23 protein-coding genes and 1 pseudogene are annotated in these 26,531 nt (G+C 71.5%); 13 read left to right on the top strand and 11 right to left on the bottom strand.

Annotated elements, in window-relative coordinates:
- The first annotated feature begins 93 nt into the window (after window positions 1–93).
- Complete coding sequence (locus tag B072_RS0121695; protein WP_018532081.1) at window positions 94–1,455, top strand: right-handed parallel beta-helix repeat-containing protein; 1,362 nt, start codon at window positions 94–96, stop codon at window positions 1,453–1,455.
- Between the two features lie 414 nt (window positions 1,456–1,869).
- Complete coding sequence (locus tag B072_RS46640; RefSeq protein WP_158689220.1) at window positions 1,870–2,976, top strand: tyrosine-type recombinase/integrase; 1,107 nt, start codon at window positions 1,870–1,872, stop codon at window positions 2,974–2,976.
- A gap of 90 nt (window positions 2,977–3,066) precedes the next feature.
- Here the strand turns inward: B072_RS46640 and B072_RS0121700 are convergent, their stop codons facing one another.
- The 3 genes and pseudogenes from B072_RS0121700 to B072_RS46645 form a co-directional block, all read right to left on the bottom strand.
- The gene (locus B072_RS0121700; protein ID WP_018532082.1) at window positions 3,067–3,549 is read right to left on the bottom strand and encodes an NUDIX hydrolase; all 483 of its coding nucleotides are present in this window, start codon (window positions 3,547–3,549) and stop codon (window positions 3,067–3,069) included.
- Window positions 3,550–3,588: 39 nt separating this feature from the next.
- A complete protein-coding gene (gene lnt / locus B072_RS43715) occupies window positions 3,589–5,193 on the bottom strand; it encodes an apolipoprotein N-acyltransferase (RefSeq protein ID WP_018532083.1) in 1,605 nt (534 codons plus the stop codon).
- A gap of 66 nt (window positions 5,194–5,259) precedes the next feature.
- Window positions 5,260–5,433: pseudogene (locus tag B072_RS46645) on the bottom strand (multicopper oxidase domain-containing protein); the annotation flags it as partial.
- A 23-nt stretch (window positions 5,434–5,456) separates the two neighbouring features.
- On the opposite strand from B072_RS46645, the gene B072_RS43720 reads away from it, so the two are divergent.
- Window positions 5,457–5,696 (top strand): LysR substrate-binding domain-containing protein, encoded by a 240-nt coding sequence (locus B072_RS43720; RefSeq protein WP_018532084.1) that lies wholly within the window; start codon window positions 5,457–5,459, stop codon window positions 5,694–5,696.
- A 156-nt stretch (window positions 5,697–5,852) separates the two neighbouring features.
- Here the strand turns inward: B072_RS43720 and B072_RS0121715 are convergent, their stop codons facing one another.
- The 3 genes from B072_RS0121715 to B072_RS49635 form a co-directional block, all read right to left on the bottom strand.
- Window positions 5,853–6,317: a Crp/Fnr family transcriptional regulator gene (locus B072_RS0121715; protein WP_018532085.1), complete on the bottom strand. Its 465-nt coding sequence runs from the start codon at window positions 6,315–6,317 to the stop codon at window positions 5,853–5,855.
- A gap of 199 nt (window positions 6,318–6,516) precedes the next feature.
- On the bottom strand, window positions 6,517–7,086 hold the full coding sequence (locus B072_RS0121720) for a hypothetical protein (protein WP_018532086.1): 570 nt from the start codon (window positions 7,084–7,086) through the stop codon (window positions 6,517–6,519).
- 4 nt (window positions 7,087–7,090) lie between these two features.
- Window positions 7,091–7,222, bottom strand: a complete 132-nt coding sequence (locus B072_RS49635) for a hypothetical protein (protein ID WP_018532087.1) — start codon at window positions 7,220–7,222, stop codon at window positions 7,091–7,093.
- 709 nt (window positions 7,223–7,931) lie between these two features.
- On the opposite strand from B072_RS49635, the gene B072_RS0121730 reads away from it, so the two are divergent.
- The 3 genes from B072_RS0121730 to B072_RS43725 all read left to right on the top strand — a co-directional run bounded on the left by B072_RS0121730 (window position 7,932) and on the right by B072_RS43725 (window position 12,171).
- Entirely contained in the window at window positions 7,932–10,295 is a 2,364-nt protein-coding gene (locus tag B072_RS0121730) for a phosphoketolase (protein ID WP_018532088.1), read from the top strand.
- Between the two features lie 111 nt (window positions 10,296–10,406).
- Window positions 10,407–10,910, top strand: a complete 504-nt coding sequence (locus B072_RS0121735; RefSeq protein WP_018532089.1) for a MaoC family dehydratase — start codon at window positions 10,407–10,409, stop codon at window positions 10,908–10,910.
- A gap of 178 nt (window positions 10,911–11,088) precedes the next feature.
- The gene (locus tag B072_RS43725; protein ID WP_199791076.1) at window positions 11,089–12,171 is read left to right on the top strand and encodes an O-antigen ligase family protein; all 1,083 of its coding nucleotides are present in this window, start codon (window positions 11,089–11,091) and stop codon (window positions 12,169–12,171) included.
- Window positions 12,172–12,185: 14 nt separating this feature from the next.
- Here B072_RS43725 and B072_RS0121745 read toward each other — a convergent pair whose 3' ends face one another.
- Window positions 12,186–12,749 carry a hypothetical protein gene (locus B072_RS0121745; RefSeq protein ID WP_018532091.1) on the bottom strand — a complete coding sequence of 188 codons (564 nt, stop codon included), beginning with the start codon at window positions 12,747–12,749 and terminating at the stop codon, window positions 12,186–12,188.
- 76 nt (window positions 12,750–12,825) lie between these two features.
- A complete protein-coding gene (locus tag B072_RS0121750; protein WP_026246129.1) occupies window positions 12,826–13,611 on the bottom strand; it encodes an aspartate/glutamate racemase family protein in 786 nt (261 codons plus the stop codon).
- 58 nt (window positions 13,612–13,669) lie between these two features.
- On the opposite strand from B072_RS0121750, the gene B072_RS0121755 reads away from it, so the two are divergent.
- Complete coding sequence (locus B072_RS0121755) at window positions 13,670–14,836, top strand: glycosyltransferase (RefSeq protein WP_043244409.1); 1,167 nt, start codon at window positions 13,670–13,672, stop codon at window positions 14,834–14,836.
- Window positions 14,837–14,859: 23 nt separating this feature from the next.
- Here B072_RS0121755 and B072_RS0121760 read toward each other — a convergent pair whose 3' ends face one another.
- Window positions 14,860–16,092 carry a TerD family protein gene (locus tag B072_RS0121760; protein ID WP_018532094.1) on the bottom strand — a complete coding sequence of 411 codons (1,233 nt, stop codon included), beginning with the start codon at window positions 16,090–16,092 and terminating at the stop codon, window positions 14,860–14,862.
- Window positions 16,093–16,358: 266 nt separating this feature from the next.
- Here B072_RS0121760 and B072_RS0121765 point away from each other — a divergent pair, with 266 nt between their 5' ends.
- The 4 genes from B072_RS0121765 to B072_RS0121780 all read left to right on the top strand — a co-directional run bounded on the left by B072_RS0121765 (window position 16,359) and on the right by B072_RS0121780 (window position 21,023).
- The gene (locus B072_RS0121765; protein WP_018532095.1) at window positions 16,359–16,805 is read left to right on the top strand and encodes a DUF6643 family protein; all 447 of its coding nucleotides are present in this window, start codon (window positions 16,359–16,361) and stop codon (window positions 16,803–16,805) included.
- A 74-nt stretch (window positions 16,806–16,879) separates the two neighbouring features.
- Window positions 16,880–17,707 carry an MOSC domain-containing protein gene (locus B072_RS0121770; protein WP_018532096.1) on the top strand — a complete coding sequence of 276 codons (828 nt, stop codon included), beginning with the start codon at window positions 16,880–16,882 and terminating at the stop codon, window positions 17,705–17,707.
- A 171-nt stretch (window positions 17,708–17,878) separates the two neighbouring features.
- Window positions 17,879–18,484, top strand: coding sequence for a hypothetical protein (locus tag B072_RS0121775; protein WP_026246130.1), 606 nt, complete (start codon window positions 17,879–17,881; stop codon window positions 18,482–18,484).
- Window positions 18,485–18,611: 127 nt separating this feature from the next.
- The gene (locus tag B072_RS0121780; RefSeq protein WP_018532098.1) at window positions 18,612–21,023 is read left to right on the top strand and encodes a right-handed parallel beta-helix repeat-containing protein; all 2,412 of its coding nucleotides are present in this window, start codon (window positions 18,612–18,614) and stop codon (window positions 21,021–21,023) included.
- Here the strand turns inward: B072_RS0121780 and B072_RS0121785 are convergent.
- Window positions 20,993–23,326 (bottom strand): hypothetical protein, encoded by a 2,334-nt coding sequence (locus B072_RS0121785; RefSeq protein WP_051127259.1) that lies wholly within the window; start codon window positions 23,324–23,326, stop codon window positions 20,993–20,995. The genes B072_RS0121780 and B072_RS0121785 overlap by 31 nt on opposite strands.
- A 227-nt stretch (window positions 23,327–23,553) precedes the next feature.
- Here B072_RS0121785 and B072_RS0121790 point away from each other — a divergent pair, with 227 nt between their 5' ends.
- Both B072_RS0121790 and B072_RS0121795 read left to right on the top strand, forming a co-directional pair.
- Complete coding sequence (locus B072_RS0121790; RefSeq protein WP_018532100.1) at window positions 23,554–24,390, top strand: DeoR/GlpR family DNA-binding transcription regulator; 837 nt, start codon at window positions 23,554–23,556, stop codon at window positions 24,388–24,390.
- 157 nt (window positions 24,391–24,547) lie between these two features.
- Window positions 24,548–25,039 (top strand): SRPBCC family protein, encoded by a 492-nt coding sequence (locus tag B072_RS0121795; protein ID WP_018532101.1) that lies wholly within the window; start codon window positions 24,548–24,550, stop codon window positions 25,037–25,039.
- 18 nt (window positions 25,040–25,057) lie between these two features.
- On the opposite strand, the gene B072_RS0121800 is transcribed toward B072_RS0121795, so the two are convergent.
- Window positions 25,058–26,155: a PLP-dependent cysteine synthase family protein gene (locus B072_RS0121800; protein WP_043244451.1), complete on the bottom strand. Its 1,098-nt coding sequence runs from the start codon at window positions 26,153–26,155 to the stop codon at window positions 25,058–25,060.
- Window positions 26,156–26,531 lie beyond the last annotated feature (376 nt).

Consider the following 26,531-nt stretch of genomic DNA (forward strand, 5'->3'; position numbering starts at 1 on the left):
AGCCTGATGGCCACCGGATGCGGTGAACACCGCGTTCCCTAGCCCCTCGCACCCGCAAGTCACCCGTACGTCCGTACGATTTGGAGTGAGCGAATGACAACATCCAAGCGCGCCACGCAAGCTCTGCTGAGCTCGGCCGCGATCGTGAGTGTCCTCGCGGTGGTCACCAACTCGGCGACGGCGCAAGGCGCAACGGCTGACCAACCGCATCCGCTGGCCGGCGGCGTTTACTACGTCGCACCTGGCGGAAGCGACAGCGCGACCGGCACGAAAGACGCTCCCTGGGCCTCGTTCGCTCATGCCCAGGCCGTGGCCCAGCCGGGCGACACCGTCTACTTCCGCGGCGGCACGTACAACTACACGCACGCGAACGCCAGTTGCGCGAGCCAGACCGCCCGGGTCGACGCCGTCACGCTAAACAAGAGCGGCACCTCGGGCAGTCCGATCCGTTACTGGGCGTACCCCGGGGAGAAGCCGGTCCTCGACTTCTCGGGCATCACCGACGACTGCCGGATCAAGGGCCTCGACGTCACCGGCAGCTGGATCCACCTCAAGGGCCTGGAAATCTCCGGGGTTCCGCAGAACAACACCCTCAACCACGAGTCCTGGGGCGTCTGGAACTCCGGAAGCAACAACACCTACGAGCGCCTCGACATCCACGACATCGCAGGCCCGGGCCTGTTCCTACAGGACGGCGGCGGCAACCTCGTCCTCAACACGGACTCGCACGACAACTACGATGCGAAGAGCTCCAGCGGCGCAGGTACCAACGCCGACGGCTTCGGCGCGCACATCCCTGCGGACAATCCCGGCAACGTCTTCCGGGGCGACCGGGCCTGGAACAACTCCGACGACGGGTTCGACCTCATCAGCGCCCGCTCCTCGGTGACCATCGAGTCGTCGTGGGCGTGGTCCAGCGGATACGTCCCAGGAACCAGCACACGCGCCGGGGACGGCAACGGTTTCAAGGCGGGCGGCTACGGCGGCGAGTACGTCGACTACGGGGTCAAGCACACGGTGCGCCAGTCCGTCGCCTTCAACAACGAGGCCGCGGGCTTCTACGCGAACCACCACACCGTGGCGAGCGACTTCTTCAACAACACCGGATACAAAAACCACCCCGACTTCAACATGCTCGGCGTCTCGCCCACCGGAGAGGCCATCGGTCTGGGCACCCTCCGCAACAATATCGCCTACGGGGGCACCCTGACCTCGAACATGACCGGCACCGACTCGTCCCACAACACGTGGGACCTCGGAACACCGCTGTCCGACGGACAGTTCCAGAGCACGTCGACCACTGGGTGGGACGCCTCCCGGCAGTCGGACGGGAGCCTCCCGTCCCTGCCGAACCTGCGCCCTGCGACGACGGGCGACCTGATCGACCAGGGAACCGACGTCGGACTGTCGTACAAGGGCGATGCGCCGGACCTCGGCGCCTTCGAGGTCGGCTGAGCCTGCTGATCGGTCTGTGACCCGTCTCCGCCCGGGTGCCGACTCCGGCACCCGGGCGGAGAGCCGCCGTAACCGGCTCCGCTATGCAACATCGCGGGCTGATCTTCGCGCTGTTCAGGGGCCACGCTCTGCCCGCACTCCGGACGCCGTCAGGTGCACCTACTCCGCCGACCGGGCTTGTGACGCCAGCCGTGTTCTGCTCCCGACGCCAACCCGCCCGTACCAAACGGTACTTAACGCAGCCCAACAAGAATCAAACTCCCACTTAACGAGTACCACTCGGACTGGCTTCGCGGTCGGCAGCAGTTGGACCCTAAACGCCACCATTTGGTGCTGCCGGAAATCAGAGCTACAACAGCTCACGTAAACCGTGAGCACGGGCTCTGAGCCCTGCCGATGGGAAGGGTATGCCGCATGGCAACAATCACTGACACTGGCGCTTCAGCAGCCGGAAATCGATGGCTGGTTCGCTACCGTGAGCCGGGAGGGCGCACTGGTCGGCAGCGTCAGAAATCCTTCGCTCGCAAGAAGGACGCCGTCGACTTTGCCACCAAGGTGGAGAACGACAAGCGCGAGCACACCTACGTCGACCCGACAGCCGGGCGCACTTCTGTCCGCAGCTACACCGCTCAGTGGTTGACCCTGGACGGTAGGGCTCCCAGCACACAAGCAGCCTACGAGAGCATCTTTCGGTGCCATGTCCTCCCACACCTCGGCGACAAGACGATGTCCCAGGTGACAGCGTCGGACATCGAAGCCCTCTATGCGGCCTGGCGACGCGGTGGCGCGGCACCGATGACCGTGACCAACCGTGCAATCCCTCTCGCAGCCATGTTCGCCCACGCGGTGCGGCATAAGCGCATCTCTCACAGCCCGGTGAAGGATGCAAAGAAGCCTCTCACCTCGATCACGCCCGTGGACGAGCGCCAATTGCCGTCTACTGAGGAGATCGCCGCTCTGGCAAAATCGATCGGAGAGCGGCTGGAACCCGCAGTCTGGCTCATGGCGTGTGCCGGGCTCCGCATCAGCGAGTCACTCGGCGTCTTTCCCGAGGACATCCAGGACGGTGTACTCCGCGTACGGCGTCAAGTAGTTCGCATTCGTGAGGAATCAGGGAAGTACTCCGCCGTCTATGCACCTCTCAAACACAGGCGAGAAGGGCAGTGGCGAGACGTTCCGATTCCGTCATTCCTCGATGAGTTCACCCATCGACTGCCCATTCTCAACGAGCACGGAGGAATACCCCACGGCGGTCTCGTGCGAAAATCTTGGTACCGCGCCATCGAGCGACTCGACATGCCGCGGTACAAGCCGCATGACCTTCGGCATAAATGGGCAACCGTCGTGCTGACCCAAGGGGCTTCGCTCCACGAAACCGCACGGTGGATGGGACACACCGCGATCAGCGTGACGGCAGCGACCTACGGCCACCTCACGCAGGACGGCTGGGAACGCTGTCAACAGATCTTGAGCGCGGCCTACGGGCCGTACGCGCCGGGACACACAACAAACCCGTGCTGACTCCGTGCTGACCTAGGCAGGCGGCCCCCTCCCGCTGTCACCGAGGGTTACGAGGCGGCCTTCCTACTCTGAGCCGACCGAGGTAGCCCCTCAAGCCGTCGAACCGCCCTCGAACCAAGCCGGTCCATCCTGCATGGCCTGCTTGATCCTGAACGAGCCGTGCTCATCCAGCGGTGGCAACGCGTCCAGTTCGAACCAGCCGACTTCCAGCGATTCGTCGTCGTTGACCCAGGCTTCGTTACTCAGCGCACGGCACCGGAACGTGATGTCCATGAACTGGCACTGATCACCGTTGGGGTAGGTGATCGCCTCCTTCAGGGCCTGCACGAGGACGACGCGTTCGGCGACGCACTGCACGCCCGTCTCCTCGAACACCTCGCGCGTGGCGACGTCGGCGGGCTGCTCCCCCGGCTCGGCGATGCCCGCGGGAACGGCCCACCGGCCCGTGTCGGCGCGGCGCCCGAGCAGGACCCGGCCCGCGTCGTCGAAGACGACGGCGGTGACGCCGGGCAGATACAGCAGTTGGTGGCCCGCGGTGGCGCGGATGGCGCGGATGTATTCAGGAGTAGCCATGGGCGCGACCCTAACTGTTCGCCCGGTCGAACCGGCAGGTCAGGCCGCCCTCCCGCGTCCCCTGCGGGACCGGACGACGGCCCAGGCCAGACCGCCGACGCCGAGGGCGACGAGCAGCGCCTCGGGCCACACACCCGCGCGGGTGGCGAGCGTCTTGGTGGTGCGCTTGGGGACGTCGGCGACGAGGGTGTCGGCCTCGAACATGCCGGTCTTCTGCGCGATGGAGCCGTCGGGACGGATCACGGCACTGACGCCGCTGGTGACGGGAACCATCACGGCGCGCCCGTGCTCGACGGCGCGCACCCGGTCCATGGCGAGCTGCTGGTAGGTCATCTGGCTGCGCTCGAAGGTGGCGTTGTTGCTGGGCACGGAGAGGATCTGCGCGCCCTCGTCCACCTGATCCCGTACGACGTCGTCGAAAGCGGCCTCGTAACAGGTGACGTTGCCGATCTTCGTGCCCGCCATGTCGAAGACGACGGCCTTCTTGCCGGGGACGAAGCTGCCCGCCCGGTCCACGTCCTTGCTGAAGATGCGGAAGAAACTGCGGTACGGCATGTACTCGCCGAAGGGCTGGAGGTGCCGCTTGTTGTACGTGGCGCCGGGGCCCGTCTTCGGGTCCCACAGGATGAGTTGGTTGCGCGCGTCGCCGTTCTTGTCCGTGACGACGGCGCCCACCGAGATCGGTGCGTCGACGGCCTCGGCGGCCTTCTGGATCTCCTCGTAGGCGTCCATGTTCACGTACGGGTCGATGTCCGAGGAGTTCTCCGGCCACAGCACGAGGTCGGGCTTCTTCACCGTGCCCGCCTTGATCTTCGCGGCGAGCTTCATGGTCTCGCGCACGTGGTAGTCGAGCACGGCCCGGCGCTGGGCGTTGAAGTCGAGACCCATGCGCGGCACGTTGCCCTGGATGAGCGCCACGCGCGCGGTGCCCGCCTCGGCCCCGGTCGCCACGAGCGGCATGGCGGCCGCTCCGGCGATCATGGGTGCGACGGTGAAGGCGGCCGCGGCGGCGACTCCCCGGTCGCGCAGTACGCGTACGTCACCGGAGGCGCGCACCTTCTTGACGCGCAACGCCAGAGCCGCGAGGCCGAAGCCGCACAGCACCACCGCGAAGCCGAGCAGCGGGGTGCCGCCCAGCGAGGCGAGCGGCAGGAAGACACCACTGGGCTGGCCGAAGGCGACCTTGCCCCAGGGGAAGCCGCCGAACGGGAAGCGGGCGCGCAGTGCCTCGTCCGCGATCCACACACCGCTCGCCCACAACGGCCACAGCGGAAGCTTCGACACGTAGGCGATGCCCATCCCCGCGAAGGCGAGGATCAGTGCCTCGGCGGCCGCGAGCGCCAGCCACGGCAGCGGTCCGACGTCCACGCCCGTCCACGACAGCAGCGGCACCAGGTACGCCAGCGCGAAGACGAGCCCGAGGCCGAAGCCCGCGCGCAGCCGCCGCCCGTGCACGGCGATGCCGAACAGCGCGAGCGACAGCGGCGCGAGCCACGGCAGTTCCCGCGGCGGGAAGGTGACGTACAGGAGGAGTCCGGCGATCGCCGCGAGGACGACTGGCGCGAACCGCCGCAGGTAGGAGCGGCGCGCGGGCTGCGCGTCGGGCTCGTCCGACGGGGCGACAGGAGGTGCGGTGGCGGTCACCCGGGGAGTGTACGGCGCACCCCTGTCAGGGCGGCAGGGCGGTCGTCACAGCCACCACCCCGGGCATCAGGTGATCCGGAGGTTGGCCATCGTGCCCATGTCCTCGTGCTCCGCGTGGTGGCAGTGGAAGAGGTAGCGGCCCCGGTTGCCGTCGAAGCGGGTGATGATCTCCGCCGATTCGCCGGGCCGCAGCGAGACGGTGTCCTTGAGCCCGGCGTCGGGGGCGGGGGTCCGCGCCCGCCGCGCGGGACGGGATCGGCAGCGTGCGGCTCGCCTCGGAGACGTTCCTGACCGTCACGGACCCGCTGGCCGCCTTCAGGCGGGCCCACCCCGACATCGACGTACAGCTCCACCAGATGGCTGCCGCCGGCGTGCACCGCGCGGTGCACGCCCGGGACGTCGACCTGCGCGGGGCGTCGCAGCCGATATCGGGCGACGGCCCGGACAGCGTTCATCTGCACCACGAGCCGGGATGGAGGACGTGCGGGAGGAGCCGTTCGTGATGTCGCGGCCCGGGCACTGGCAGCGCCGGCCAGCTCTTCGCCGCCCGCAACCTGACCCCGTGCATCGTCCGCGAGGGCGACGAGCCCGCCGCGCGGCCACCCGGGCGCCGGGAGTGTCGACTGATACCGGTACCGCTTTCCCGTCGGTCCGTACCGTCACCTGGGCAGTCCGCTGCCCTGCGGCGCGTACAGGTCGAGGAGGCGGATACGGGCCGCTAGCAGCCGGTGGGCGAGCACCTGTCCGACCCAGTGGCCGACCTGTCGCCCCATGTCGGCGTCGTCCCGGCACATCTCCCGCACCCGCGCCGCGTCGAACTCGTAGGCCCGCACCGGGCTCACGGTCTCCGCGCCGAGCTGCCACACATACGGATCGAACAGCCAGGACCAGCCCACGAGTTCACCGAATCCGAGGGTCTCGATGACCGCGGGGCGGCGCCCCGGCACGTGCATGTCGAGGGCGACCGTGCCGGTGCGGACGATCCAGAACCGGTCGGCTCGGCCGCCTTCCTCGAACAGCCGCACGCCGTCATGGAAGATGACCTGCCGGGAGACGCTCATCAGCAGTCCCCGGTGCGCGGCGGGCAGCGCCTGCCCCATCCGCGGGGTGGTCGTCGCGATCATCGCCTTACCTCCTCGGCGTGCCGGGTGGAGCGTCTGCCTGTGCGGGTCCCGGTCCGACGTTCCGGCCACCCCGGACCTCCCTCACGGAAGGCTCCGTCGTACGTCTCCAGCGTGCGCCTGTCCGGGGCCGGTGCCCAGGGCCCGGTGGGCCCGCGACGCGCCGGTCGGCCCGTCCGGTCGGGCCCGTGCGCTCGATCGGCTACGCCCATGAGGCCCACTCCCGCTCCCACGCGGCGAGCCGCCCACGGTCGAGGCGGCGGCGCACCGACCAGCCCGTGAGGACCGCGACGGCGGTCACGCCGGAGGCGGCACCCATGCCCACCGTCACGGACCGCAGCCAGACGTCCGAGGCTTCGGGTGGCGGTCGCGTCGGGCGGCCACGGCGGTCGAGCCAGAGTTCGGTGTGCTCGCCGCGGCGCGTACCGGCCGACACGCGGGCGGAGCCGGTCCGGGTGACACCACCGTCCGTCGTCCACCTCACGGGCACCCGGTAACGCGAGGGCGCCGACCCGTACGCACCGGCCCACGTGGCCAACGGCGGTGCGTCGTCGAGGAGTTCGGCGCGCACGGAGTGGCTCTCCGCGTGCGCCGCGCGGGACTCGGCCCGCGCGGCGGCGAGAGCCGGGGCACCCGCGGCGACGCCGGCGACGGGCGCGCCGACGAGGACGACCCCGGTCAGGCACAGCACGGTCCACCCCTCGACGACGTCGGAACGGCGCCGCAGCGGGTTCCTGCGCAGACACCGGCGCAACGGCCCACCGACGCGCATGCCGTCACTCCTCGCCGGCCGAGACGACGTCGTGGGCGACGTGCTTGGCGATCTCGGCGATCTCGGCGATCTCGGCGATGGGACCGTACGTCGATCCGTGGGCGAAGGGCACCCGGTGCTCCTTGCGGTCGTCCATGGCGTCGGCCTCCTCCGGACGGGCGCGGGCGGGTCGGAGTCTGCGCAGCCGGCCCCCGGTGACGCCGCGCCCCGCTGGTTCGTCCGGTGCGTCGCGGTGCCGACGGAAGTCGTTCGAGAGGGACCGCGGCAACCGTTCGGGTGCGACCTCGTCCGGGGGCACGGGAGAGGAAACGGACGAGTGCGTCGCCGGTCGCCGCGGAGGCTGTTGCGGGGCCAGGGCAACGAGACCGCGTCGGCGGAAGCGGCCAAAGCGGCGTCGTCGGGGAGCGGTGCGCGGGCCGTGCGGATCGCCCCGATGGTGTCCCGCACGACGGCTGCTCCTTCCGTCCTGCGGGTCCGGCCCTCTCCTCAGCGTCCCGGCAGACGCCCACCGGCCGTCAGGGGCCGCCCGGGCACCCGAGCAGGGCCGTCCGGCCCCTTGAAGGTGGTGCGCCGTGTTCACCGTCACCGGCCGACGGCCCGCGCCCCAGCAGGACACGCCCGCACGTCCGTCCCCGACGGACCGTCCCCTCCCCCGTCGCGTTCCGGCCCCTCGAAAGGGCCGAACCACCCCTGCGACAGGGCCTGTTCGCCCCTCCACCGCGCCCGCTCCCGGTGCCAGCGTGGGCGGGCGGACGCCGCCCCGGGGTCCCGCAGCACCGGCCCGGCCCCGACGGGCAACCCGCGCCCCGTCCTCGTACACCCGACTCCCCGCTTGGAGACGCCCGATGGCGAAGGACCTGTCGAAGCACCAGCTGGCCGCGCTCGACGCGCACTGGCGCGCCGCCAACTACCTGGCTGTGGGCCAGATCTACCTGCTCGACAACCCGCTCCTGGCCGAGCCGCTGACGCCCGAGCACGTCAAGCCCCGGCTGCTGGGCCACTGGGGCACGTCACCCGGCCTCAACCTCGTGCACACCCACCTGAACCGGGTCGTCAAGGAGCGTGACCTCGACGCCCTGTGCGTCTGGGGCCCCGGCCACGGCGGGCCCGCGGTCCTGGCCAACTCCTGGCTGGACGGCAGCTACACGCGGACGTACCCGGACGTCACCCGGGACACGGCCGGGATGGCCCGGCTGTTCCGGCAGTTCTCGTTCCCCGGCGGCGTGCCCAGCCACGTCGCTCCAGAAACGCCCGGTTCGATCCACGAGGGCGGCGAGCTCGGCTACTCCCTCGCCCACGCCTACGGCGCCGCGCTCGACAACCCGGACCTGCTCGTCACCTGCGTGATCGGCGACGGCGAGGCGGAGACGGGCCCCCTCGCGGCCTCCTGGCACTCCAACAAGTTCCTCGACCCGGTGCACGACGGCGCGGTGCTGCCGATCCTGCACCTCAACGGATACAAGATCGCCAACCCGACGGTCCTGGCCCGCATCCCCGAGGCCGAGCTCGACGAACTGCTGCGCGGCCTGGGCCACGACCCCGTCCACGTCTCCGGTTCGGAACCGGCGCGCGTGCACCGGGAGTTGGCGCGGGCGTTCGACCGCTGCCTGGACCGCATCGCCCGCATCCAGCACGAGGCCCGCGCCTCGGGCGGCAGCGCCCGCGCACGCTGGCCGATGATCGTGCTGCGTACACCGAAGGGCTGGACGGGGCCGCGGACGGTGGACGGCGAGCCGGTCGAGGGGACCTGGCGCGCGCACCAGGTCCCGCTGCCGTCGGTCCGCGAGAACCCCGAGCACCTGGCGCAGCTGGAGAAGTGGCTGCGTTCCTACCGCCCCGAGGAACTCTTCGACACTCAAGGACGGCCCACGGAAAGGGTGTTGGCCCACGTCCCCGAGGGCACACGCCGCCTGGGCGCGAGTTCGCACGCCAACGGCGGTCTGCGCACCCGTCCGTTGCCGACCGCGCCGCTGGAGCGCTTCGCCGTCCCCGTCGACAAGCCGGGCGCCACGCTCCACGAACCCACCCGCGTCCTGGGCGAGTTGCTCGGCCAGGTCATGCGGGACACCGCGGAGCGCCGTGACTTCCGCGTGGTCGGTCCCGACGAGACCGCGTCGAACCGGCTGCAAGCCCTCTTCGACGCCACCGGAAAGGCATGGCAGGAACGGACGACGGCCACCGACGAACACCTGGCGCGCGACGGCCGCGTCATGGAAGTACTGTCCGAACACCTCTGCCAGGGCTGGCTGGAGGGCTACCTCCTCACCGGACGGCACGGCCTGTTCTCGTGCTACGAGGCGTTCGTCCACATCGTCGACTCGATGGTCAACCAGCACATCAAATGGCTGCAGACGGCACGCCGACTGGCCTGGCGGGCGCCTGTCCCGTCCCTCAACTACCTGCTCACCTCGCACGTGTGGCGCCAGGACCACAACGGCTTCTCGCACCAGGACCCCGGCTTCGTCGACCACGTCCTCAACAAGAGTCACGACGTCGTCCGCGTGTACCTGCCGCCGGACACCAACACCCTGCTGTCCGTGGCCGAACACGTCCTGCACAGTCGCGATTACGTCAATGTCGTCGTGGCCGGGAAGCAGCCCTGCTTCGACTGGCTGTCCCTGGACGAGGCCCGCGCGCACTGCGCACGCGGCGCCGGCATCTGGGAGTGGGCAGGCACGGAGAACGGCTCCGGGGAACCGGACGTGGTGCTCGCCTGCGCGGGCGACGTCCCCACGCAGGAAGTCCTCGCCGCCGCGGGCCTGTTGCGCCAGTACCTGCCGGAGCTGGCGGTCCGGGTCGTCAACGTCGTCGACATGACACGCCTCATGCCGCGCGACGAACACCCGCACGGCATGGCCGACTTCGCGTACGACGCGCTGTTCACCGCCGACCGGCCGGTGATCTTCGCCTACCACGGCTACCCGTGGCTGGTGCACCGGCTCGCCTACCGGCGCACCGGCCACGACCACCTCCATGTGCGCGGCTACAAGGAGTCGGGGACCACGACCACGCCGTTCGACATGGTCGTCCGCAACGACCTCGACCGCTTCCGCCTCGTCATGGACGTCATCGACCGGGTGCCCGGTCTCGCCGTCCGGGCCGCCGCCGTCCGCCAGGCGATGACCGACGCGCGGACCCGGCACCACGCCTGGATCCGCGCCCACGGCACCGATCTGCCCGAGATCGCCGCCTGGTCCTGGACCGGGTGATCCGCTCTCCTCAGAAGTCCGCCAGGGCACCGGTTCCGGCAGTGCCGGAACCGGTGCCCCTGCCCGGTACCCTCGCCCAGATGTCCGGTCCCCGTCGGCTACCGTGCGCGGATGACGACGACGCCATCGACCTCCGCCATCGGTCCGGACTTCAACACCCCTGTCGAGAAGCGGTACTTCGAGGACTACGTCCCCGGTACGAGCTACACGTACGGAAGCATCGCCGTGACCGAGGAGGACATCCTTCGGTTCGCGGCCGAGTTCGACCCGCAGAGCATCCACGCCGATCCCGCCGCGGCCGCGACCGGTCCGTTCGGCGGGCTGATCGCCAGCGGCTGGCACACCGCCTCGGTGATGATGCGGCTCTACGCCGACCACTACGTCAGCAAGGTCGCCAGTCTGGCCTCGCCCGGCATCGACGAACTGCGCTGGCCCCGCCCGGTCCGCCCGGGCGACAGCCTGTCCCTGCTCGCGACGGTCCGCTCGGCACGCCTCTCGCGTTCCAAGCCGGACCGCGGTCTCGTCCACACCGACGTGCGGGTTCTCAACCAGCACGACGAGACCGTGCTCACCCTCACCGCGATGAATCTGCTGCTCCACCGCGACACCCGCTGAGCGCGCCCTCACGGCACCGCCGAACCGCGGCGGAAGACCCGCGGGACCCGGCCAGGAACGTTCCTGCGCAACTCCGGCCCAAACCGCCGCACCAGCCGTTACCGTGTGCCCGAGTCCCCGACGTACGGCCCGATCCGGCCACCACGTCCGGGGCCCGTCACAGTCGGGGGGCGACGGGGTGGGTTCGACGGGGTGGTCCACAAGAACCGGGCCGGGCACGGCCCGGCGGCGGCGCGGGCGCTCGGACGCCGCGGGCATCGCCGTGCTCGGCGGCTGCGCGGCCTGGTCCCTGATCACGGCGACCGCTCACGCGGGCCGTCCCGAGGGAATGCTCCTCGCCGTGCTCGCCGTCGCCGCGGGGTACGCGGGCGGGCGGATCGGCGGCGCGCTCGTGCCGGTCGCCACGTCCTGCCTGGTCGCGGCCGGGGGCCTCTGCCTGGCCTGCGCGTCCCCACCGGCGATGCCCGCGCCGAACACCGCGACGACGCTGGGCGGCGCCGGTGCGACGGCCGCGCTGTTCGCGCTGTCGGCGGGGGCACTGTGCTGCGCGGCCTGGGCGTCCCGGGCGCGCGGGCTGCGGGTCGCGCTGCACGTGCCGGCCGCCGCGACCGTCGTCGTGGCCGCCGTGGTCGGCTCCGGGGCCGGGGCGGCGGCGTGCGCGGGCGTGGTGCTGTGCTCGCTCGCGTCGGCCCGGCTGCGGCGCCGGGCGATCGGGCTCGCGGGGCTGGGACTGGCCACCGCGGCGGTGGCCGGGCTCGGCGTCGCGCTCGCGCAGGGCGCACTGCCGTCCGGTCTGGCCTCCTCGCTCGCGGCTCAGCTGCCCGAGCGCCGGATGCTGCTGTGGCACCAGGCCCTGGACCTGGCCGCGTCGGATCCCTTGCTCGGCGCGGGCCCCGGCCGGTTCGAGGACTTCACCGGCGTGCCGCCCCAGCCCGCGCTGCCGGACGGCAGACCGCACTCCGCGGTCCTGCAGGTCCTCGCCGAGCAGGGTGTCGTCGGCCTCGCCCTGCTGGCGGCGGCGTACTGCTGGCTGCTGTACGTCCTGTGGCGCTCGGCGCGGTCGACGCAGGTGGTGCTGGCGGCCGGCGCGGCCCTGACGGCGGTGGCCGTGCTCGCGACGGTGGGGAACCCGCTGAGCTTCACGACCGTGACGGTCGGCGTGGGCCTGCTCGCGGGCATCGCCACCGCCGAACCGCTCACCGACGAGCCGCCCGACGACGCCGCGGCCGCCCCGGTCGATGTCCGGGGCGGCCGCGGCTGAGTCCTTGGGTGGGGTCAGACCACCGGTCCTGCGGCCGTGGGCTTGAGCCGGTCGCGGATGTGGCGCACCGCGCTCTCCGCGTCGTCGACCGTCACGGTGAACTTCCGGCCGTCACCGAGGCTGAGGACCACACCCTCACCGCGCCGGACGACCACGGCCGTGCCGATGTCGGGGCGCCAGCGGTATCCCCAGCCGCCCCACTGGCGGGGTGTGACGCGCGGCGCGAAGTCGGCGTCGACGACATGGGCGAGGGGAATGCGACGGCGCGGCAGCCCGACGTGACCGCAGCGCACCTCGAGGTGGTCCTTGTCGACCTTCACGGCGACGTGCAGGAACGCGAGGGTGCCGAACAGGACGAGCAGGCCGACGGCGATCAGGCCGACCACGGACATGGCGAGCGCGGCGATGCCGGTGGCCCACGAATTGTCCACGGCGAGCTCGATGCCCAGCGCCAGGCAGGCGAAGCCGCCCAGCGCGAGCAGCCACTGCACACGGTTGTGTGCGCGGCCGATCCAGATCTCGGTCACCTGGGCGGAGTCGCGTCGCCCGGGGTGCGCGTCGGGGGCGTCTTCCCTCATGTAAACGAGCCTACTCATGTTCAGCTGCGAAGGCATCGCCTCGCGGAGAGTGACTGCTCCGGACCGGTGGCGACGATCACCCGGCGTGGCTGACGGCCTGCAGCTCGCGGCCCTCGGCGTACGTGAGTGCCGCCTGCGGAAGCGTTTCCTCCCGGCCACTGAGGAGCACGGTGAGGCTGCCGCGGCCTCCCGCGGCGGCCTGCGCGCGCTCGCCGGTCCTGCGCAGCGCCTGCGCGGCGACGGCGCCCGCGCTGCCGTGCAGCACCGGCGGCTCGGCGCCGGGCTGCCGGACCGCCGCGCGGATACGCTCCGCCACCAGTTCGTAGTGGGTGCAGCCGAGGACGACGGCGCGTACATCACGGGGGGTGAGCGCGGCGGCGGCCGCGACGGCCCGGTCGATGGCGTCCTCGTCGGCCCACTGCACGGCGTCGGCGAGGCCGGGGCAGGGCACCTCGGTGACGTCCACACCGGCGGCGAAGTCTCGGATCAGGCCGCGCTGGTACGGACTGCCGGTCGTGGCAGGGGTGGCCCAGATCGCCACGGGTCCACCGCCGGCCGCGGCGGGCTTGATCGCCGGCACGGTACCGATGACGGGGATCTCCGGCTCGAGGAGGGCACGGACCGCGGGCAGGGCGTGCACGGAAGCCGTGTTGCAGGCGATGATCAGCGCGTCGGGTCGGTGCGCAGCCGCTGCCTCGCAGACGGCCAGGGCCCGCTCGGTGAGGTCCTCGGGGGTGCGCGGTCCCCACGGCATGCCGTCCGGGTCGGAGGAGAGTACGAGATCGGCGTCGGGCCGCAGGTGCCGTACCGCGGCGGCGGCCGCGAGCAGTCCGATTCCCGAGTCCATGAGCGCGATCTTCACCCGGAAACCATAGACGATCGGTCCGACGGGACCGCGCTGGTGGGGCAGACTGCGGCGGATGTACGTCGTTGTGTGGATCACCGCGGCCTCGCTCGCCGCATGGCTGTGGCTGCTCCTCTGCCAGGGCTTCTTCTGGCGCACCGATCTGCGGCTGCCGCCGCGCGCGGAACCGCGCGAGTGGCCGGACGTCTGTGTGGTGGTCCCGGCGCGCGACGAGGCGGAGGTGCTGCCGGAGAGCCTGCCGTCGCTGCTCGCGCAGGTGTATCCCGGGCGCGCTGAGATCTTCCTCGTGGACGACGGCAGCTCGGACGGCACCGGTGAACTGGCCCGCGCCCTGTCGGAACGGCACGGCGGCCTTCCCTTGACGGTGGGTTCCCCCGGCGAGCCGCCCGCGGGCTGGACCGGGAAGCTGTGGGCGGTGCGGCACGGCATCTCACTGGCACGCGCGCGTGGCCCGGAGTTCCTGCTGCTCACCGACGCGGACATCGCCCATGAGCCGGACAGCCTGCGGGAGTTGGTGGCGGCCGCCCGCGCGGGCGGCTTCGACCTGGTGTCACAGATGGCGCGCCTGCGCGTGGTGAGCGTGTGGGAGCGGCTCGTCGTCCCGGCGTTCGTGTACTTCTTCGCGCAGCTGTATCCGTTCCGGCGCATCGCAAGGGCGGGCTCGCGCACGGCCGCGGCGGCGGGCGGCTGCGTCCTGCTGCGTACGGAGGCGGCAGAGCGGGCCGGGATCCCGGACTCCATCCGGCAGGCGGTCATCGACGACGTGTCGCTCGCGCGGGCCGTGAAGCGCTCGGGCGGCCACATCTGGCTCGGTCTGGCCGAGCACGTCGACAGCGTGCGCCCGTACCCGCGTCTGGCGGACCTGTGGCGCATGGTGTCGCGCAGCGCGTACGCGCAGTTGCGGCACAACCCGCTGGTCCTGCTCGGCACGGTGCTCGGTCTCGTGCTCGTGTACCTGGTGCCGCCCATCGCGCTGTTCGTCGGTCTGGCCGCGGACAACACCGGCACGGCGCTGCTGGGCGGCCTCGCCTGGGCGGTGATGGCGGCGACGTACGTCCCGATGCTGCGCTACTACCGGCAGACCCTGTGGCTGGCGCCCCTGCTGCCGTTCACCGCGCTGCTGTACCTGCTGATGACGGTGGATTCGGCGGTGCAGCACTACCGGGGGCGGGGCGCGGCGTGGAAGGGCCGGACGTACGCCCGGCCCGATGCCACGCCCTGACCGTCGTCGGCGGCCGCTCGCGACTATTTGCGACCCGGGGTCCAGTTCATGCCCCATCCGTAGGCACGGTCCAGGGTCCGCTGCGGGCTGACGCCCCGGTCGGGCACCAGGTAGCGGGCCTCGCGCCGCACGGTCAGGTCGCCGCCGTCGTTGGTGAGCAGGGCGAGAGCGCACACCGTGGAGGGGACGGTGCACTCGTCCAGGGAGAAGTCGATCGGGGCGCCCTTCAAGGGCTGCAGCGTGACCGTGGCGTGGAGGTCGGCGAAACTCCGCGCGCCTTCATAGATCGTCACGAAGACGAGGATGCGGCGGAACGCGTCCTTGTGGTCGAGATTGATGGTGAGGTTCTCGCCGGTGGCGACGCTTCCGCTGCGGTCGTCGCCGTCGAGGTGGATGTACGGGGGCTGGTGCAACGCTCCGAACGCATTGCCCAGGGCCTGCACGACTCCTTTGCGGCCGTCGGCCAGTTCGTACAGGGCGCACAGGTCGAGATCGAGATCGCGGTGCCCCGCGGTCGCCCTGCCGCGCTTGCTGCCCCAGCCGCTGAACTGTTTGCGCACCTCCCAGTTGAGGTTCACGCGCATGGCGCCGGAGGTGCCTCCCTGCTTCGCCAGCGACACCGAGGGCGCGGACTTGGTGAGCGTGACTTTGGTCAGATGCACGGGTCCGGGGGCGGACGGCGGTGCGGTGGGCATCGGCGGGGGCGTCGCGGCCCGCGTCGGGGCGGCCGCCCGCTGGGGTTCGTCGACCGTGATCCCGTAGTCCGTCGCGAGCCCCTCGAGGCCGCTGTCGTAGCCCTGGCCGATCGCGCGGAACTTCCAGGCGCCCTGCCGCCGGTACAGCTCGCCCAGCACGAAGGCGGTCTCCACCGTGGCGTCCGTGCTGTCGTAGCGGGCGAGTTCGGTGCCGGAGGCGGCGTCGAGGACACGGATGTACAGCCCGGGCACCCGGCCGAACGCTCCGCCGTCCGCCGACGCGGCGAGCACGACCCGTTCGATGGCCGGTTCCACGCGCGCGAGGTCGACACGGAGCGTGTCCGTCACCGCGCCGCCCGTGGTCGCCTTGCCTTCGTGGCGTACCGCTCCGGAGGTGTGCGCGGGCTGGTTGTAGAACACGAAATCCGCGTCGGTGCGGACCTTTCCGGAGACGAGAAGGAGCGCCGAGGCATCGGCGTCGGGTACGCCGGGACCGGTACGCCACCCCAATTCGACGCGCACGGCCGCAGCCGGCACCGCGACATTCGCCCCTTTGGCCATTGTCATGTCTGCCCCCAAACACTCGGCACCGGCTTCTCGCTCAACCTATTCTCCGCCCCGACCGGACCCCGGAACCGCGTTCGAAGATCACTGGCCAACCCGCGGTAACCCACTCAGAACTCTGCCTTTACATGATCCCAACGCCGCGCGGCGACCGTTTTTCCCGAGTTCGCTCGGATTGAGGACGCGCCGTCACACACGGCGCGCAAAAGAACCCTCTTATCGGGCTACCCCAACGACCACATCGTGGGCTTAACTTATGTGCCATGACCTCCCCCCGCTCCACCTATGGCGGCGGTTACTACTCCGCGCCGTCCTTCCCGGACACACCGATCTACGACTCCCTCGTGGCTGAGCGGGGCACGCCCCAGATCGCCCCGATCCGGGTGCCCTCCGCGTACGACACCGGCAGTCATCTTCCTGCCCTCCCGGCCGCGTTGCCCGCGCTGCCGTCGGGTCCCTCCGCACCCTCTCCGCAGTACGGCTACAACGCCCCGCACCAGGCCCCGATGCAGGCCGCCCCGACCGCCTACATCCCGCAGCAGACGAGCGCTCCGCGCGGCTACCCGGCCCAGCAGGCTCCCCAGGCCCAGCAGCAGCGTCCGGCCGCCGGCACCGGCTACGAGGCGATGCGTCCGGCCGCGCCGCGGCCCGCGCCCGCCCCCGCGCCGTACGAGGATCCGTACAACCGTCAGCAGTACCGGGGTTACTGACCCCAAGGGCCACCGTCACGGCCCTCGCCCGGCCCGGACATGGGGGTGTCGGTGCCCCCTGGCAGGATGGCCCCATGTCGCAGAACCCGGTGCTCAGTTCGATTCATGTCTACCCGCTGAAGGCGGTTCGGGGGCACGCACCGCGCGAGGCGGTCGTGGAACCGTGGGGGCTCGCGGGGGACCGCCGCTGGGTACTGGTCGACGCCACGGGCAAGATCGTCACGCAACGCCCGCATCCGCGCATGGCGTTGGCCGCCGCCGAGCTGCTGCCCGGCGGCGCCGTCCGGCTGTCCGCACCCGGTGCGCGGCCGCTGACCGTCGAGGTGCCCCGGCCCGACCGGACGGCCACCGTCCAGGTGTGGGGCGACAAGGTGGAGGCCGTTCCCGCCGCTGACGCCGCGCACGCCTGGTGGAGCGCCTACCTGGAGTCCGAGGTCCGCATGATGCACCTCGACGACCCGGCCCGCCGGCGCCCGATCGACCCGGAATACGCGCGGCCCGGCGAGACGGTGAGCTTTGCCGACGGTTATCCGCTCCTGCTCACCACGCTCTCCTCGCTCGACGCCCTCAACTCCCTGATCGCGCAGGGTGACCACGCGGACGAGGGCCCGCTGCCGATGAACCGTTTCCGGCCGAATGTGGTCGTCTCCGGCACCGCGCCCTGGGCCGAGGACGACTGGTCGCGCATCACGATCGGCGAGGTCACGTTCCGTATCACCAAGAAGTGCGGCCGCTGCGTGGTGACGACCACCGATCAGGAGACCGCCGAGCGCGGCAAGGAGCCGCTGCGCACGCTGGCCCACCACCGCCGCTTCGGCGACCAGCTGTGCTTCGGCACGAACCTGGTGCCCGAGACCCCCGGCTCCGTCCGCACCGGGGATCCGCTGACGATCGTCGAATAACCGTCCCCCGGTGAGGGAACCCGGCAGCCCGGCCTGCTCGTTGAGAGACAATGGCAGTGCCGGAACCACCGGCAAGCGGGTCGAGCGGGGTGATATCGCTCTCTCTTCGCCCCACTCGCGCATGGGCACTGCTGTTCGGGGCTATGACGGACGCGGAAGGGGGTGCAGGCCGTGCGGGCGATCACCGGACTCTGGCGCTGGCGGCACAATCCACTGCGCCGCGGCACCGACCTGGCGGAGGCCTGGGTCGCACTGGTCGCGCTGGTCCTCATCGTCGTGGCCGCGCCGTTGATCGGTGTGGTGGCGGGGTCCCTCTCCCGCGACGCGCTGTACAGCACGGTGGACGAGCAGCGCAGTCACCGCCACGCCGTCACCGCGACGGTAGTCCACAAAATGGCGCAGCCGCCCCTCGACCCCGACCCGGAGACCTCCACCGCGCGGGACGCGCACAGCCGCGTCGTCGCGACCTGGACGGCGCCCGACGGCACGGCGCACCGGGACCGGGTCATCGCCGCGCTCAAGGCCCCGCACACCGGCGACACGTTCCCGCTGTGGACCGACGAGCGGGGCCGCGTGGTGGGCCGCCCGCTCGACCGGGCCACGGCGACGACGCACGCGGTGCTCGCCGGTTTCGGCGCGGCCGTCGCCGCCGGCGGGCTCATCGAGGGCACCCGCAGGCTGATGGTCTGGCGCATGGTCCGTCGCAGGTACGCGCGCTGGGACCACGCCTGGGACATCGCGGGCCCCGATTGGGGCAGGACCGGCACGGGCAGCTGACGGGGTCTCCACTCCGGTCAACTGCCGTGCCCCGCGCGCGCTACGGTGGACCCACCTTTCGCAGGAACAGCGCCCGTCGGGGCGCGAGTACGACCCGCGTACGACGAGGTGGGGGCACAGCACCGCTATGGCACAGGGCACGGTCCAGGTGACGCACACCGGCACATCACGGTGGCGGCGCCGCACAGGTGAGTACGCGTCGTTGGCCGCCGCCCTGGAAGCGGCCGGTGACGGCGACGTGCTGACCGTCGCCCCGGGCACGTACCGGGAAAATCTGGTGGTGATGCGCGCGGTGACATTGCGCGGCCCCGAGGGCTCCCCCGGTTCGGTGCGCATCGCGCCCGTCGACGGGGTGCCGCTGACCGTCCGGGCCTCGGCGACCGTGCAGGACCTGCACGTGGAGGGCCAGGACTCGGCGGCTCCCGCGCTCCTGGTCGAGGAGGGCGCGCCGGAGCTGATCGACGTACGGGTCGTGACCCGGTCCGCGTCCGGCATCGAGGTGCGCGGCGGGGCCCGGCCGACGGTGCGGCGCTGCACGGTCGACAACCCCGGAGGCATCGGCATCGCCGTCCTGGACGGCGGGGGCGGTGTCTTCGAGGAGTGCGAGGTCGTCGCGGCCGGGCAGGCCGGGGTGGCGGTGCGCGGCGGCGCGCACCCGCGCCTGGAGCGCTGCCGGGTGCACCACGCCTCGGGTTCCGGGATCTCGGCGACCGGCGAGCACAGCGGCCTGGAGGCCGTGGGCTGCGAGGTCTACGAGATCAAGGGCTCCGGTGTGCAGATCACCGGCCGGGCCACCGCGCACCTGACCGACTGCGACGTGCACCGCACCACGGCCGACGGGGTCACGCTCGACACCGACGCCGTGCTCACCCTCGCGGACTGCCGCATCCACGACATCCCGGAGAACGCGGTGGACCTGCGGTCGCGTTCCGTCCTCACGCTGACCCGTTCCACGGTGCGGCAGTTCGGGCGCAACGGACTGTCGGTGTGGGACCCGGGCACGCGCGTGGACGCCAATCAGTGCGAGATCCACGACAGCACGGGCGACTATCCGGCGGTCTGGGTCAGCGACGGCGCGACCGCGGTGCTCGACGCCTGCCGGGTGCACGACGTGCCGGACGCGCTGTTCGTGCTCGACCGCGGCTCGCGCGTCGACGTCGTCGACAGCGATCTGTCCCAGGTGCGCAACACGGCGGTGTCGGTGAGCGACGGAGCCACGGCGCAGCTGGACGACTGCCGGATCCGGGAGGCCGCGACCGGAGCCTGGTTCCGCGACCACGGCAGCGGCGGCACCCTCGCCAACTGCACGGTCGACGCGATCCAGACCGGCGTCATCGTCACTAAGGGCGCCGACCCGACCATCGAGCGCTGCACGGTCACCGCGCCCGCGGAAGCGGGCTTCTACGTCTCGGCGGGCGGCCGGGGCAGCTTTCACGGCTGCCGGGTGACGGGCAGCGACGGCTACGGCTTCCATGTGATCGACGGCTGCCGCACGACCCTCAAGAAGTGCCGTACGGAACGGTGTTCGCGCGGCGGCTACGAGTTCGCCGAGGACGGCCCGATCGTCGAGGAGTGCACGAGCGACGAGAGCGGTGGGATAAGGCCGGGAGCGACGTCCACCCCGCAGCCGGTCGTTCAGACGCAGACCGCGCCGCAGACGGTGGGCCTGCTGAGCCGCGTCCCCGACCAGCCGGTCCAGCAGGCGCAGGAGGCCCCCGAGCCGCCGTCACGCACGTCGACCGCCGTGCTCGGTGAACTCGACACCCTGGTGGGCCTGGAGAGCGTCAAGCGCGAGGTGCGGGCGCTCACCGACATGATCGAGGTGGGCCGCAGGCGGCAGGAGGCGGGCCTCAAGGCGGCCTCCGTGCGACGGCACCTGGTGTTCACGGGCTCCCCCGGCACCGGCAAGACGACGGTGGCCCGCCTGTACGGCGAGATCCTGGCCTCCCTCGGTGTCCTGGAGAAGGGACACCTCGTGGAGGTGTCCCGCGTCGACCTGGTCGGCGAGCACATCGGCTCCACCGCGATCCGCACCCAAGAAGCCTTCCAACGGGCTCATGGCGGCGTCCTGTTCATCGACGAGGCGTACGCCCTCTCCCCCGAGGACTCGGGCCGAGACTTCGGCCGTGAGGCGATCGACACGCTGGTGAAGCTGATGGAGGACCAGCGGGACGCCGTCGTCGTGATCGTCGCCGGGTACACGGCGGAGATGGAGCGGTTCCTGTCGGTCAACCCCGGTGTGGCGTCACGGTTCTCACGGACCATCACCTTCTCCGACTACGTTCCCGAAGAGCTGCTGCGGATCGTGGAGCAGCAGGCGGACGAGCACGAGTACCGGCTCGGCTCCGGGACCTCGGAAGCACTCCTGAAGTACTTCACGGCGATCCCGAAGGGCCCGGCGTTCGGCAACGGCCGCACGGCACGGCAGACGTTCGAGTCGATGGTGGAGCGGCACGCGGGCCGGGTCGCCCAGGTCAGCGAGCCGAGCACGGACGACCTGACGCTCCTCTACGTGGACGACCTGCCCGAGCTGCCCTGAGCGGGCACCCCGTGCCGGAGCCGGGCGAGGAGCCGGGCCCGCTCCTCGGCGAAGACCGGGTCGGCCTGGTAGTCACTGTGGCCCAGGATCGGTGCGGGCAGCGGGTGTTCCTCGGTGCGGCCGTAGGCGAGCGGGTCCAGGAGGGCCGTGTGATCGACCTGCGGGCCGCATTCGCCGGGCAGGTCGATCGGGCCGCCGATGGGGTCGGTCCTGCGGTGCAGATTGCGCCAGCAGTCGACCTGGCGGTGCAGCGTCGTGAGGGCCGAGGGTCCGAACTGGGCCGGGAACCAGCGCCCGTACAGGCGCTCAAGAGGCGACCCGTAGGTGAGCAGTCCGACGCGCCGCCTTACTGAGGGTGGCAGTTGCCAGGCGGCGGCTGCCGCGAGGACGCTGCCCTGTGAGTGGCCGGAGAGGATCAGCCGGCCTCCGGTCGTACGCGTCCAGGTGACCATGCGCCAGGTCAGGTCGGGCACGGCGCGCTCGGCGTAGCAGGGCGGCGCGAAGGGGTGCGCGGCGCGCGGCCAGAAGGTGCCCACGTCCCACAGGATGCCGATGGTGCGCCGGGCCGAGGGGTCCTTGTACGCGCGGCGGCCCCAGGTGACGAACAGTATGAAGCCGGCGCCGATCAACCAGGAGCCGAGCGCCTGCGCGGTGTCCGCGGCGCCTTCGAGGAGCGGGAACGTACCCTCGGCGGCTGCTCCGGGGACTTTCCCGGTGGCCCAGGCCCCGGCCACGGCCAGCGCGCCGAGGAGCAGCGACACGGACGACACCACACCGATGATCACGGGGGCCTGGTCGGTGAGAGCGGCACGCGCGCGCGTGCTCGCGATGCGCGACGTACGGGCGGGGTCCGGGCGCTCCCCCACGGCCTCGGCGTGCTCATCCAGGTGGTAGTCGGCGACGACCTGTACGGTCTCCGCCTTCTTCCTGCGGGCCGTGCGCACCGCGAACACGGCGCACACCACGGCGAGGACGACCAGCAGGGGCGGGATGACGGAGGCCTGCCACGACAGCAGCACCGGCGGGCCCGTGATGAGGCCGGTGGTGCCGTCGAGCCAGTCGGCGACGCGCTGCGCGATGCCGCCGGTCATCACGCCGCCCAGCCCGCAGGCCAGCATCGCGGTGGCGGGTCCGCCGAGGCCGCGCAGGGCGGTGCGCCGGTCGACGGCCGTGCGGTAGATGGCCTTCGCCACCACGGCGAGGGCGACGACCAGGGCGACCTGGGCGAGCACGATCCCACCGAACATCATGTCGCCCGGCAGCCTTCCCGAGGAGTGCCAGTGCGGGCGGGACCAGCCCGCGTAGAGCATGGTCAGGGCGAGCAGGACGAGCGTGCCGTGCGGCAGGACGCGCACCAGGACGTGGTCGAGGGCCAGGTCGAGCTTGTTCTCGCTGCGGCCGCGGCGGACGACCACCCCGATGACGGCGAGGGTGCTCGCGATCAGGGCGCCGACGAGGATCCAGCCCAGGGTGTCGAGGAGCGCGGGGCCACCGGCCTGCCGGTCGTACCGGGCCGCCGGGGTGCCGACGGCCGCGGCCACGGTGAGCATTCCCGCCGCGGTGTGGGCGGCGCGCAGCCGCGAGACGAGCCGCCGCCCGTACCAGAAGCCGGGCCTGGCCAGCGCGTTGCTCGCCGAGCCGTCGGCGCCGTCGGGGTCCGGCCGGTGGGTCAGCGGGCGCTGCGACTCGTAGGCGCTCCAGGTGCGGTGCGAGAGGTACCAGAGCAGGACGGTCAGCGCGGTCGGCACGAGCGCGGCGAGCGCCAGGCGGCGTCCGGGCTGGCTCCACCAGCCGTCGGCGAGGAAGCCGAGCCAGGTCCGTCGCGCGGCGCACGCCGGGGTGCCCGCGCACTGCCAGGCCGTCAGATCGAGCGCGACCTCGCACGCGCCCGCCACGAACAGCACCGTGAGCGTGAGCCCCGCGATGCGGACGAGGAGGCCGTACAGACGGACGTTGCGGGACCTGCGGCGGGCGTTGGGGCGCATCCAGTGGGCGAGGTTCACCACCATGAAGGGCAGCAACAACAGCCACAGCGCCCGTGAGCCGTTGCCCGACGTGAGGTTGCACCACACGTACGCCTCCGGGACGGGTTTGCCCCGGTAGTCCTCGGGCCGTTCTTCCGCGTCGACGTCCTCACCGCGACGGAAGACGGCCGCCGTCCCGTCGCCCGACACCCGCACCGTGCTCGGGTCGTCGAGCATCTCCTGCGGTGTGGTGCCGCCGACTCCGTGGACGAGTAGTTCCAGGGCGGTCTCGTCGGCCGCCGCCACACCCTCACGCTGTTCTGCGCGTGCTGTGTCCATGTGTGTCCCCCGTTCCTGACGCTCACCAGGATCCCGGCTCACCGCCCCCTCGCGCATCCCTCGTCACGGAATCTCCCCCGACGTCACCCGGACGATTCGCCGCTCCCTCCCAGGTGGCGTGTTGTGCGGGCGGTGGTACGGGGGTCGGTGTCGCGTGCGAGGATGACGAAGACAGTGGCCGGCAGGCCGTGTGGCGGATGTGACGAGTCGAAGGGACCCCACGGGACGTGAGCGAGAATCAGAACCTCCTCGCGGAGCAGCGCCGCGCCCTGATCCTCGACGAGGTCCGGCGCCGGGGCGGTGTCCGTGTCAACGAACTGACCAGGAAGCTCGGCGTCTCCGACATGACCGTCCGGCGCGATCTGGACGCGCTGGCCAGGCAGGGCGTGCTCGAGAAGGTGCACGGCGGTGCGGTCCCCGTCGTCGAGGCGAGCAGCCACGAGCCGGGTTTCGAGGCCAAGTCGGGCCTGGAGCTGACCGCCAAGGAGGACATCGCGCGGGCGGCGGCGCCGCTGGCCGCGCCGGGCACGGCGATCGCCCTCTCCGGAGGGACGACGACGTACGCGCTGGCGCAGCAGCTGCTCGACGTGCCGGACCTGACGGTGGTGACCAACTCGGTGCGGGTGGCCGATGTGTTCCACGCCGCGCAGCGCACCGCGGCCAACCGGCAGGGCGCGGCGACGGTCGTGCTGACGGGCGGCGTGCGCACACCCTCCGATTCGCTGGTGGGCCCGGTCGCCGACCAGGCCATCGCCGCTCTCCACTTCGACGTGCTGTTCCTCGGGGTGCACGGGATAAGCCCGGAGGCCGGTCTGTCGACGCCGAACCTGGCGGAGGCGGAGACCAACAGGCGTCTGGTGCAGTCCGCGCGCCGGGTGGTCGTGGTCGCCGACCACACCAAGTGGGGCACGGTGGGCCTGAGTTCGTTCGCCGCGCTCGATCAGGTGGACACGCTCGTGACGGACGCGGGGCTGCCGGTCGAGGCCCGTACGGAGATCTCCGAGCACATGCGGCTCCTCGTCGCCGGTGAGCCCGATTCCGGTTCGGACGCCGCGGACATCTAGCGGGAGTCCGACCCCAGGACGAGCGGTACGGACCAGCGGTACAGACATCTGACGGAGCGCCAGCTATGGTGACCGTGCCCGGTCAACCGGCCTGCATCCACTGCCCGTTGGGCCGGCCTGACGGTTGGATCGCGTCCTGTTTGGGGGCTGAGCACTCATGGCACGTCACCTTCTCCCCGTCGGCCTCGACTTCGTCGAAACGGCGCCCCTGCGGCTGGTGTTCGCGCGTGAGGTGTCGGCGTCGCCCGGCGCCGTGTACCGGGCGCTCGCCGAGGACGTCGAGGGCTGGTCGCAGTGGTTCTCGGCGGTGACGCTGGCGCGGCCGGTCGAGGACGGTGCCGACGGGCCGCGGCGGGAGATACGGCTCAAGGGCGGGACCCGGTTCCTGGAGACGATCGTGGCCGCCGAACCGGACGCGGTGTACGCGTACCGGGTCGACGAGGCCAACGCCCCTGGAATGCGAGCCCTGTTGGAGGAGTGGCGGATCTCTCCGACGGCGAGCGGCGGGGCGCGGGTGCAGTGGACCTTCGCCGCCGACGGGGTCGCCCCGTTCCGCGTGGGGCTGAAGGTGGGCAGGGCCGGGCTCGGGCGGGCGTTCCGGGATGCGGTGGGGTCCCTCGAGCGGCGGCTGGCCGCCGCTCCGGCCTGACGGGGCAGGCCGCTCCGGTCAGTCGGACCACTCGCCCGTCTCGAGCAGCCGCGTGATCGCCTCCGCGTACACCCTTATGTCCAGGCCCTGTTCGGCCAGCCACTGATCCGAGTAGTACTTGTCCAGGTAGCGGTCGCCCGGGTCGCACAGCAGCGTGACCACGCTGCCCTTGCGGCCCTCCGCCACCATCTCCGCGACGATCTTCAAGGCGCTCCACAGGCCCGTGCCCGTCGAGCCGCCCGCCTTGCGGCCGATGGTGGCCTCCAGGGCGCGCACCGCGGCCACGCTCGCCGCGTCGGGGACCTTCATCATGCGGTCGATGGCGCCGGGCACGAAGCTCGGCTCCATCCGCGGGCGCCCGATGCCCTCGATGCGGGATCCGCAGTCGCTCGTGGCACCGGGGTTCTGCGTCGTCCAGCCCTCGAAGAAACAGGAGTTCTCCGGGTCCGCGACGCAGATGCGGGTGTCGTGCTGCATGTAGTGGACGTAGCGGGCGAGGGTCGCGGAGGTGCCGCCGGTGCCGGCCGTGGCCACGATCCAGGTCGGACAGGGGTAACGCTCCAGCTCCATCTGCCGGTAGATCGACTCGGCGATGTTGTTGTTGCCGCGCCAGTCCGTGGCCCGCTCCGCGTAGGTGAACTGGTCCATGTAGTGGCCGCCGGTGCGCACGGCGAGGGCCGCCGACTCCTCGTACATCATCCGGGGGTCGTCGACGAAGTGGCACTGCCCGCCGTGGAATTCGATCAGTCGGCACTTCTCTGCGCTCGTCGTACGGGGCATCACCGCGATGAAGGGGACGCCGATCAGCTTCGCGAAGTAGGCCTCGGAGACGGCAGTCGACCCACTGGACGCCTCGATCACCGGTCGGCCCGGCCGGATCCAGCCGTTGCACAGTCCGTAGAGGAAGAGCGAGCGGGCGAGCCGGTGCTTGAGGCTTCCCGTGGGGTGCGTCGACTCGTCCTTCAGGTAGAGGTCGATGCCCCAGTGCTCAGGGAGGGGGAAGCGCAGCAGGTGGGTGTCGGCCGAGCGGTTGCTGTCGGCCTGGACCTTGCGGACGGCTTCTTTGAGCCAGGTTCGATAGTCGGGGTCGGTGTGGTCGACATCGAGCGTCGGCATCGGCTCCGGGGCCGCGCCGCCGCCCACGGGGCGGCCTTGTTCCGTGGTGCTCACCGCGCGGCTCCTTCGTGTCGTTCCGAGCATCGGCCCGGACGAGATCCCCAGGACGGGGACGGGGTACGGACCGGTGCGGGATCGGTCGAACATGACCTCACGCCTCGATCATAGACACGTTCCGCACGCTTCTCACCTGCATAAACGCACCTTTGAGCACCTCAAAGGCACACCTGGCGAACACCGGTCGACATCCGGGAACGCGCGTGCGAAGGGGGCGCGCATTCCGTATGCGCCCACTTCTTCACACCGCGTCCACATGCCCACTGGTGCTCCTGGCCAGGTGCGTGCAGACTGCACCGCACACAGGCACTCGAGGGGG

The organism is Streptomyces sp. HmicA12 (assembly GCF_000373565.1).
Classification (GTDB): domain Bacteria; phylum Actinomycetota; class Actinomycetes; order Streptomycetales; family Streptomycetaceae; genus Streptomyces.

Bases quoted from the DNA above. Each gene is read 5' to 3' on its own strand.
- B072_RS0121695 (WP_018532081.1), top strand. From the start codon at position 94: ATGACAACATCCAAGCGCGCCACGCAAGCTCTGCTGAGCTCGGCCGCG.
- B072_RS46640 (WP_158689220.1), top strand. From the start codon at position 1,870: ATGGCAACAATCACTGACACTGGCGCTTCAGCAGCCGGAAATCGATGG.
- B072_RS0121700 (WP_018532082.1), bottom strand. From the start codon at position 3,549: ATGGCTACTCCTGAATACATCCGCGCCATCCGCGCCACCGCGGGCCAC.
- B072_RS0121715 (WP_018532085.1), bottom strand. From the start codon at position 6,317: ATGATCGCGACGACCACCCCGCGGATGGGGCAGGCGCTGCCCGCCGCG.
- B072_RS0121720 (WP_018532086.1), bottom strand. From the start codon at position 7,086: ATGCGCGTCGGTGGGCCGTTGCGCCGGTGTCTGCGCAGGAACCCGCTG.
- B072_RS49635 (WP_018532087.1), bottom strand. From the start codon at position 7,222: ATGGACGACCGCAAGGAGCACCGGGTGCCCTTCGCCCACGGATCGACG.
- B072_RS0121730 (WP_018532088.1), top strand. From the start codon at position 7,932: ATGGCGAAGGACCTGTCGAAGCACCAGCTGGCCGCGCTCGACGCGCAC.
- B072_RS0121735 (WP_018532089.1), top strand. From the start codon at position 10,407: ATGACGACGACGCCATCGACCTCCGCCATCGGTCCGGACTTCAACACC.
- B072_RS0121745 (WP_018532091.1), bottom strand. From the start codon at position 12,749: ATGAGGGAAGACGCCCCCGACGCGCACCCCGGGCGACGCGACTCCGCC.
- B072_RS0121755 (WP_043244409.1), top strand. From the start codon at position 13,670: ATGTACGTCGTTGTGTGGATCACCGCGGCCTCGCTCGCCGCATGGCTG.
- B072_RS0121760 (WP_018532094.1), bottom strand. From the start codon at position 16,092: ATGGCCAAAGGGGCGAATGTCGCGGTGCCGGCTGCGGCCGTGCGCGTC.
- B072_RS0121765 (WP_018532095.1), top strand. From the start codon at position 16,359: ATGACCTCCCCCCGCTCCACCTATGGCGGCGGTTACTACTCCGCGCCG.
- B072_RS0121770 (WP_018532096.1), top strand. From the start codon at position 16,880: ATGTCGCAGAACCCGGTGCTCAGTTCGATTCATGTCTACCCGCTGAAG.
- B072_RS0121780 (WP_018532098.1), top strand. From the start codon at position 18,612: ATGGCACAGGGCACGGTCCAGGTGACGCACACCGGCACATCACGGTGG.
- B072_RS0121785 (WP_051127259.1), bottom strand. From the start codon at position 23,326: ATGGACACAGCACGCGCAGAACAGCGTGAGGGTGTGGCGGCGGCCGAC.
- B072_RS0121795 (WP_018532101.1), top strand. From the start codon at position 24,548: ATGGCACGTCACCTTCTCCCCGTCGGCCTCGACTTCGTCGAAACGGCG.
- B072_RS0121800 (WP_043244451.1), bottom strand. From the start codon at position 26,155: ATGCCGACGCTCGATGTCGACCACACCGACCCCGACTATCGAACCTGG.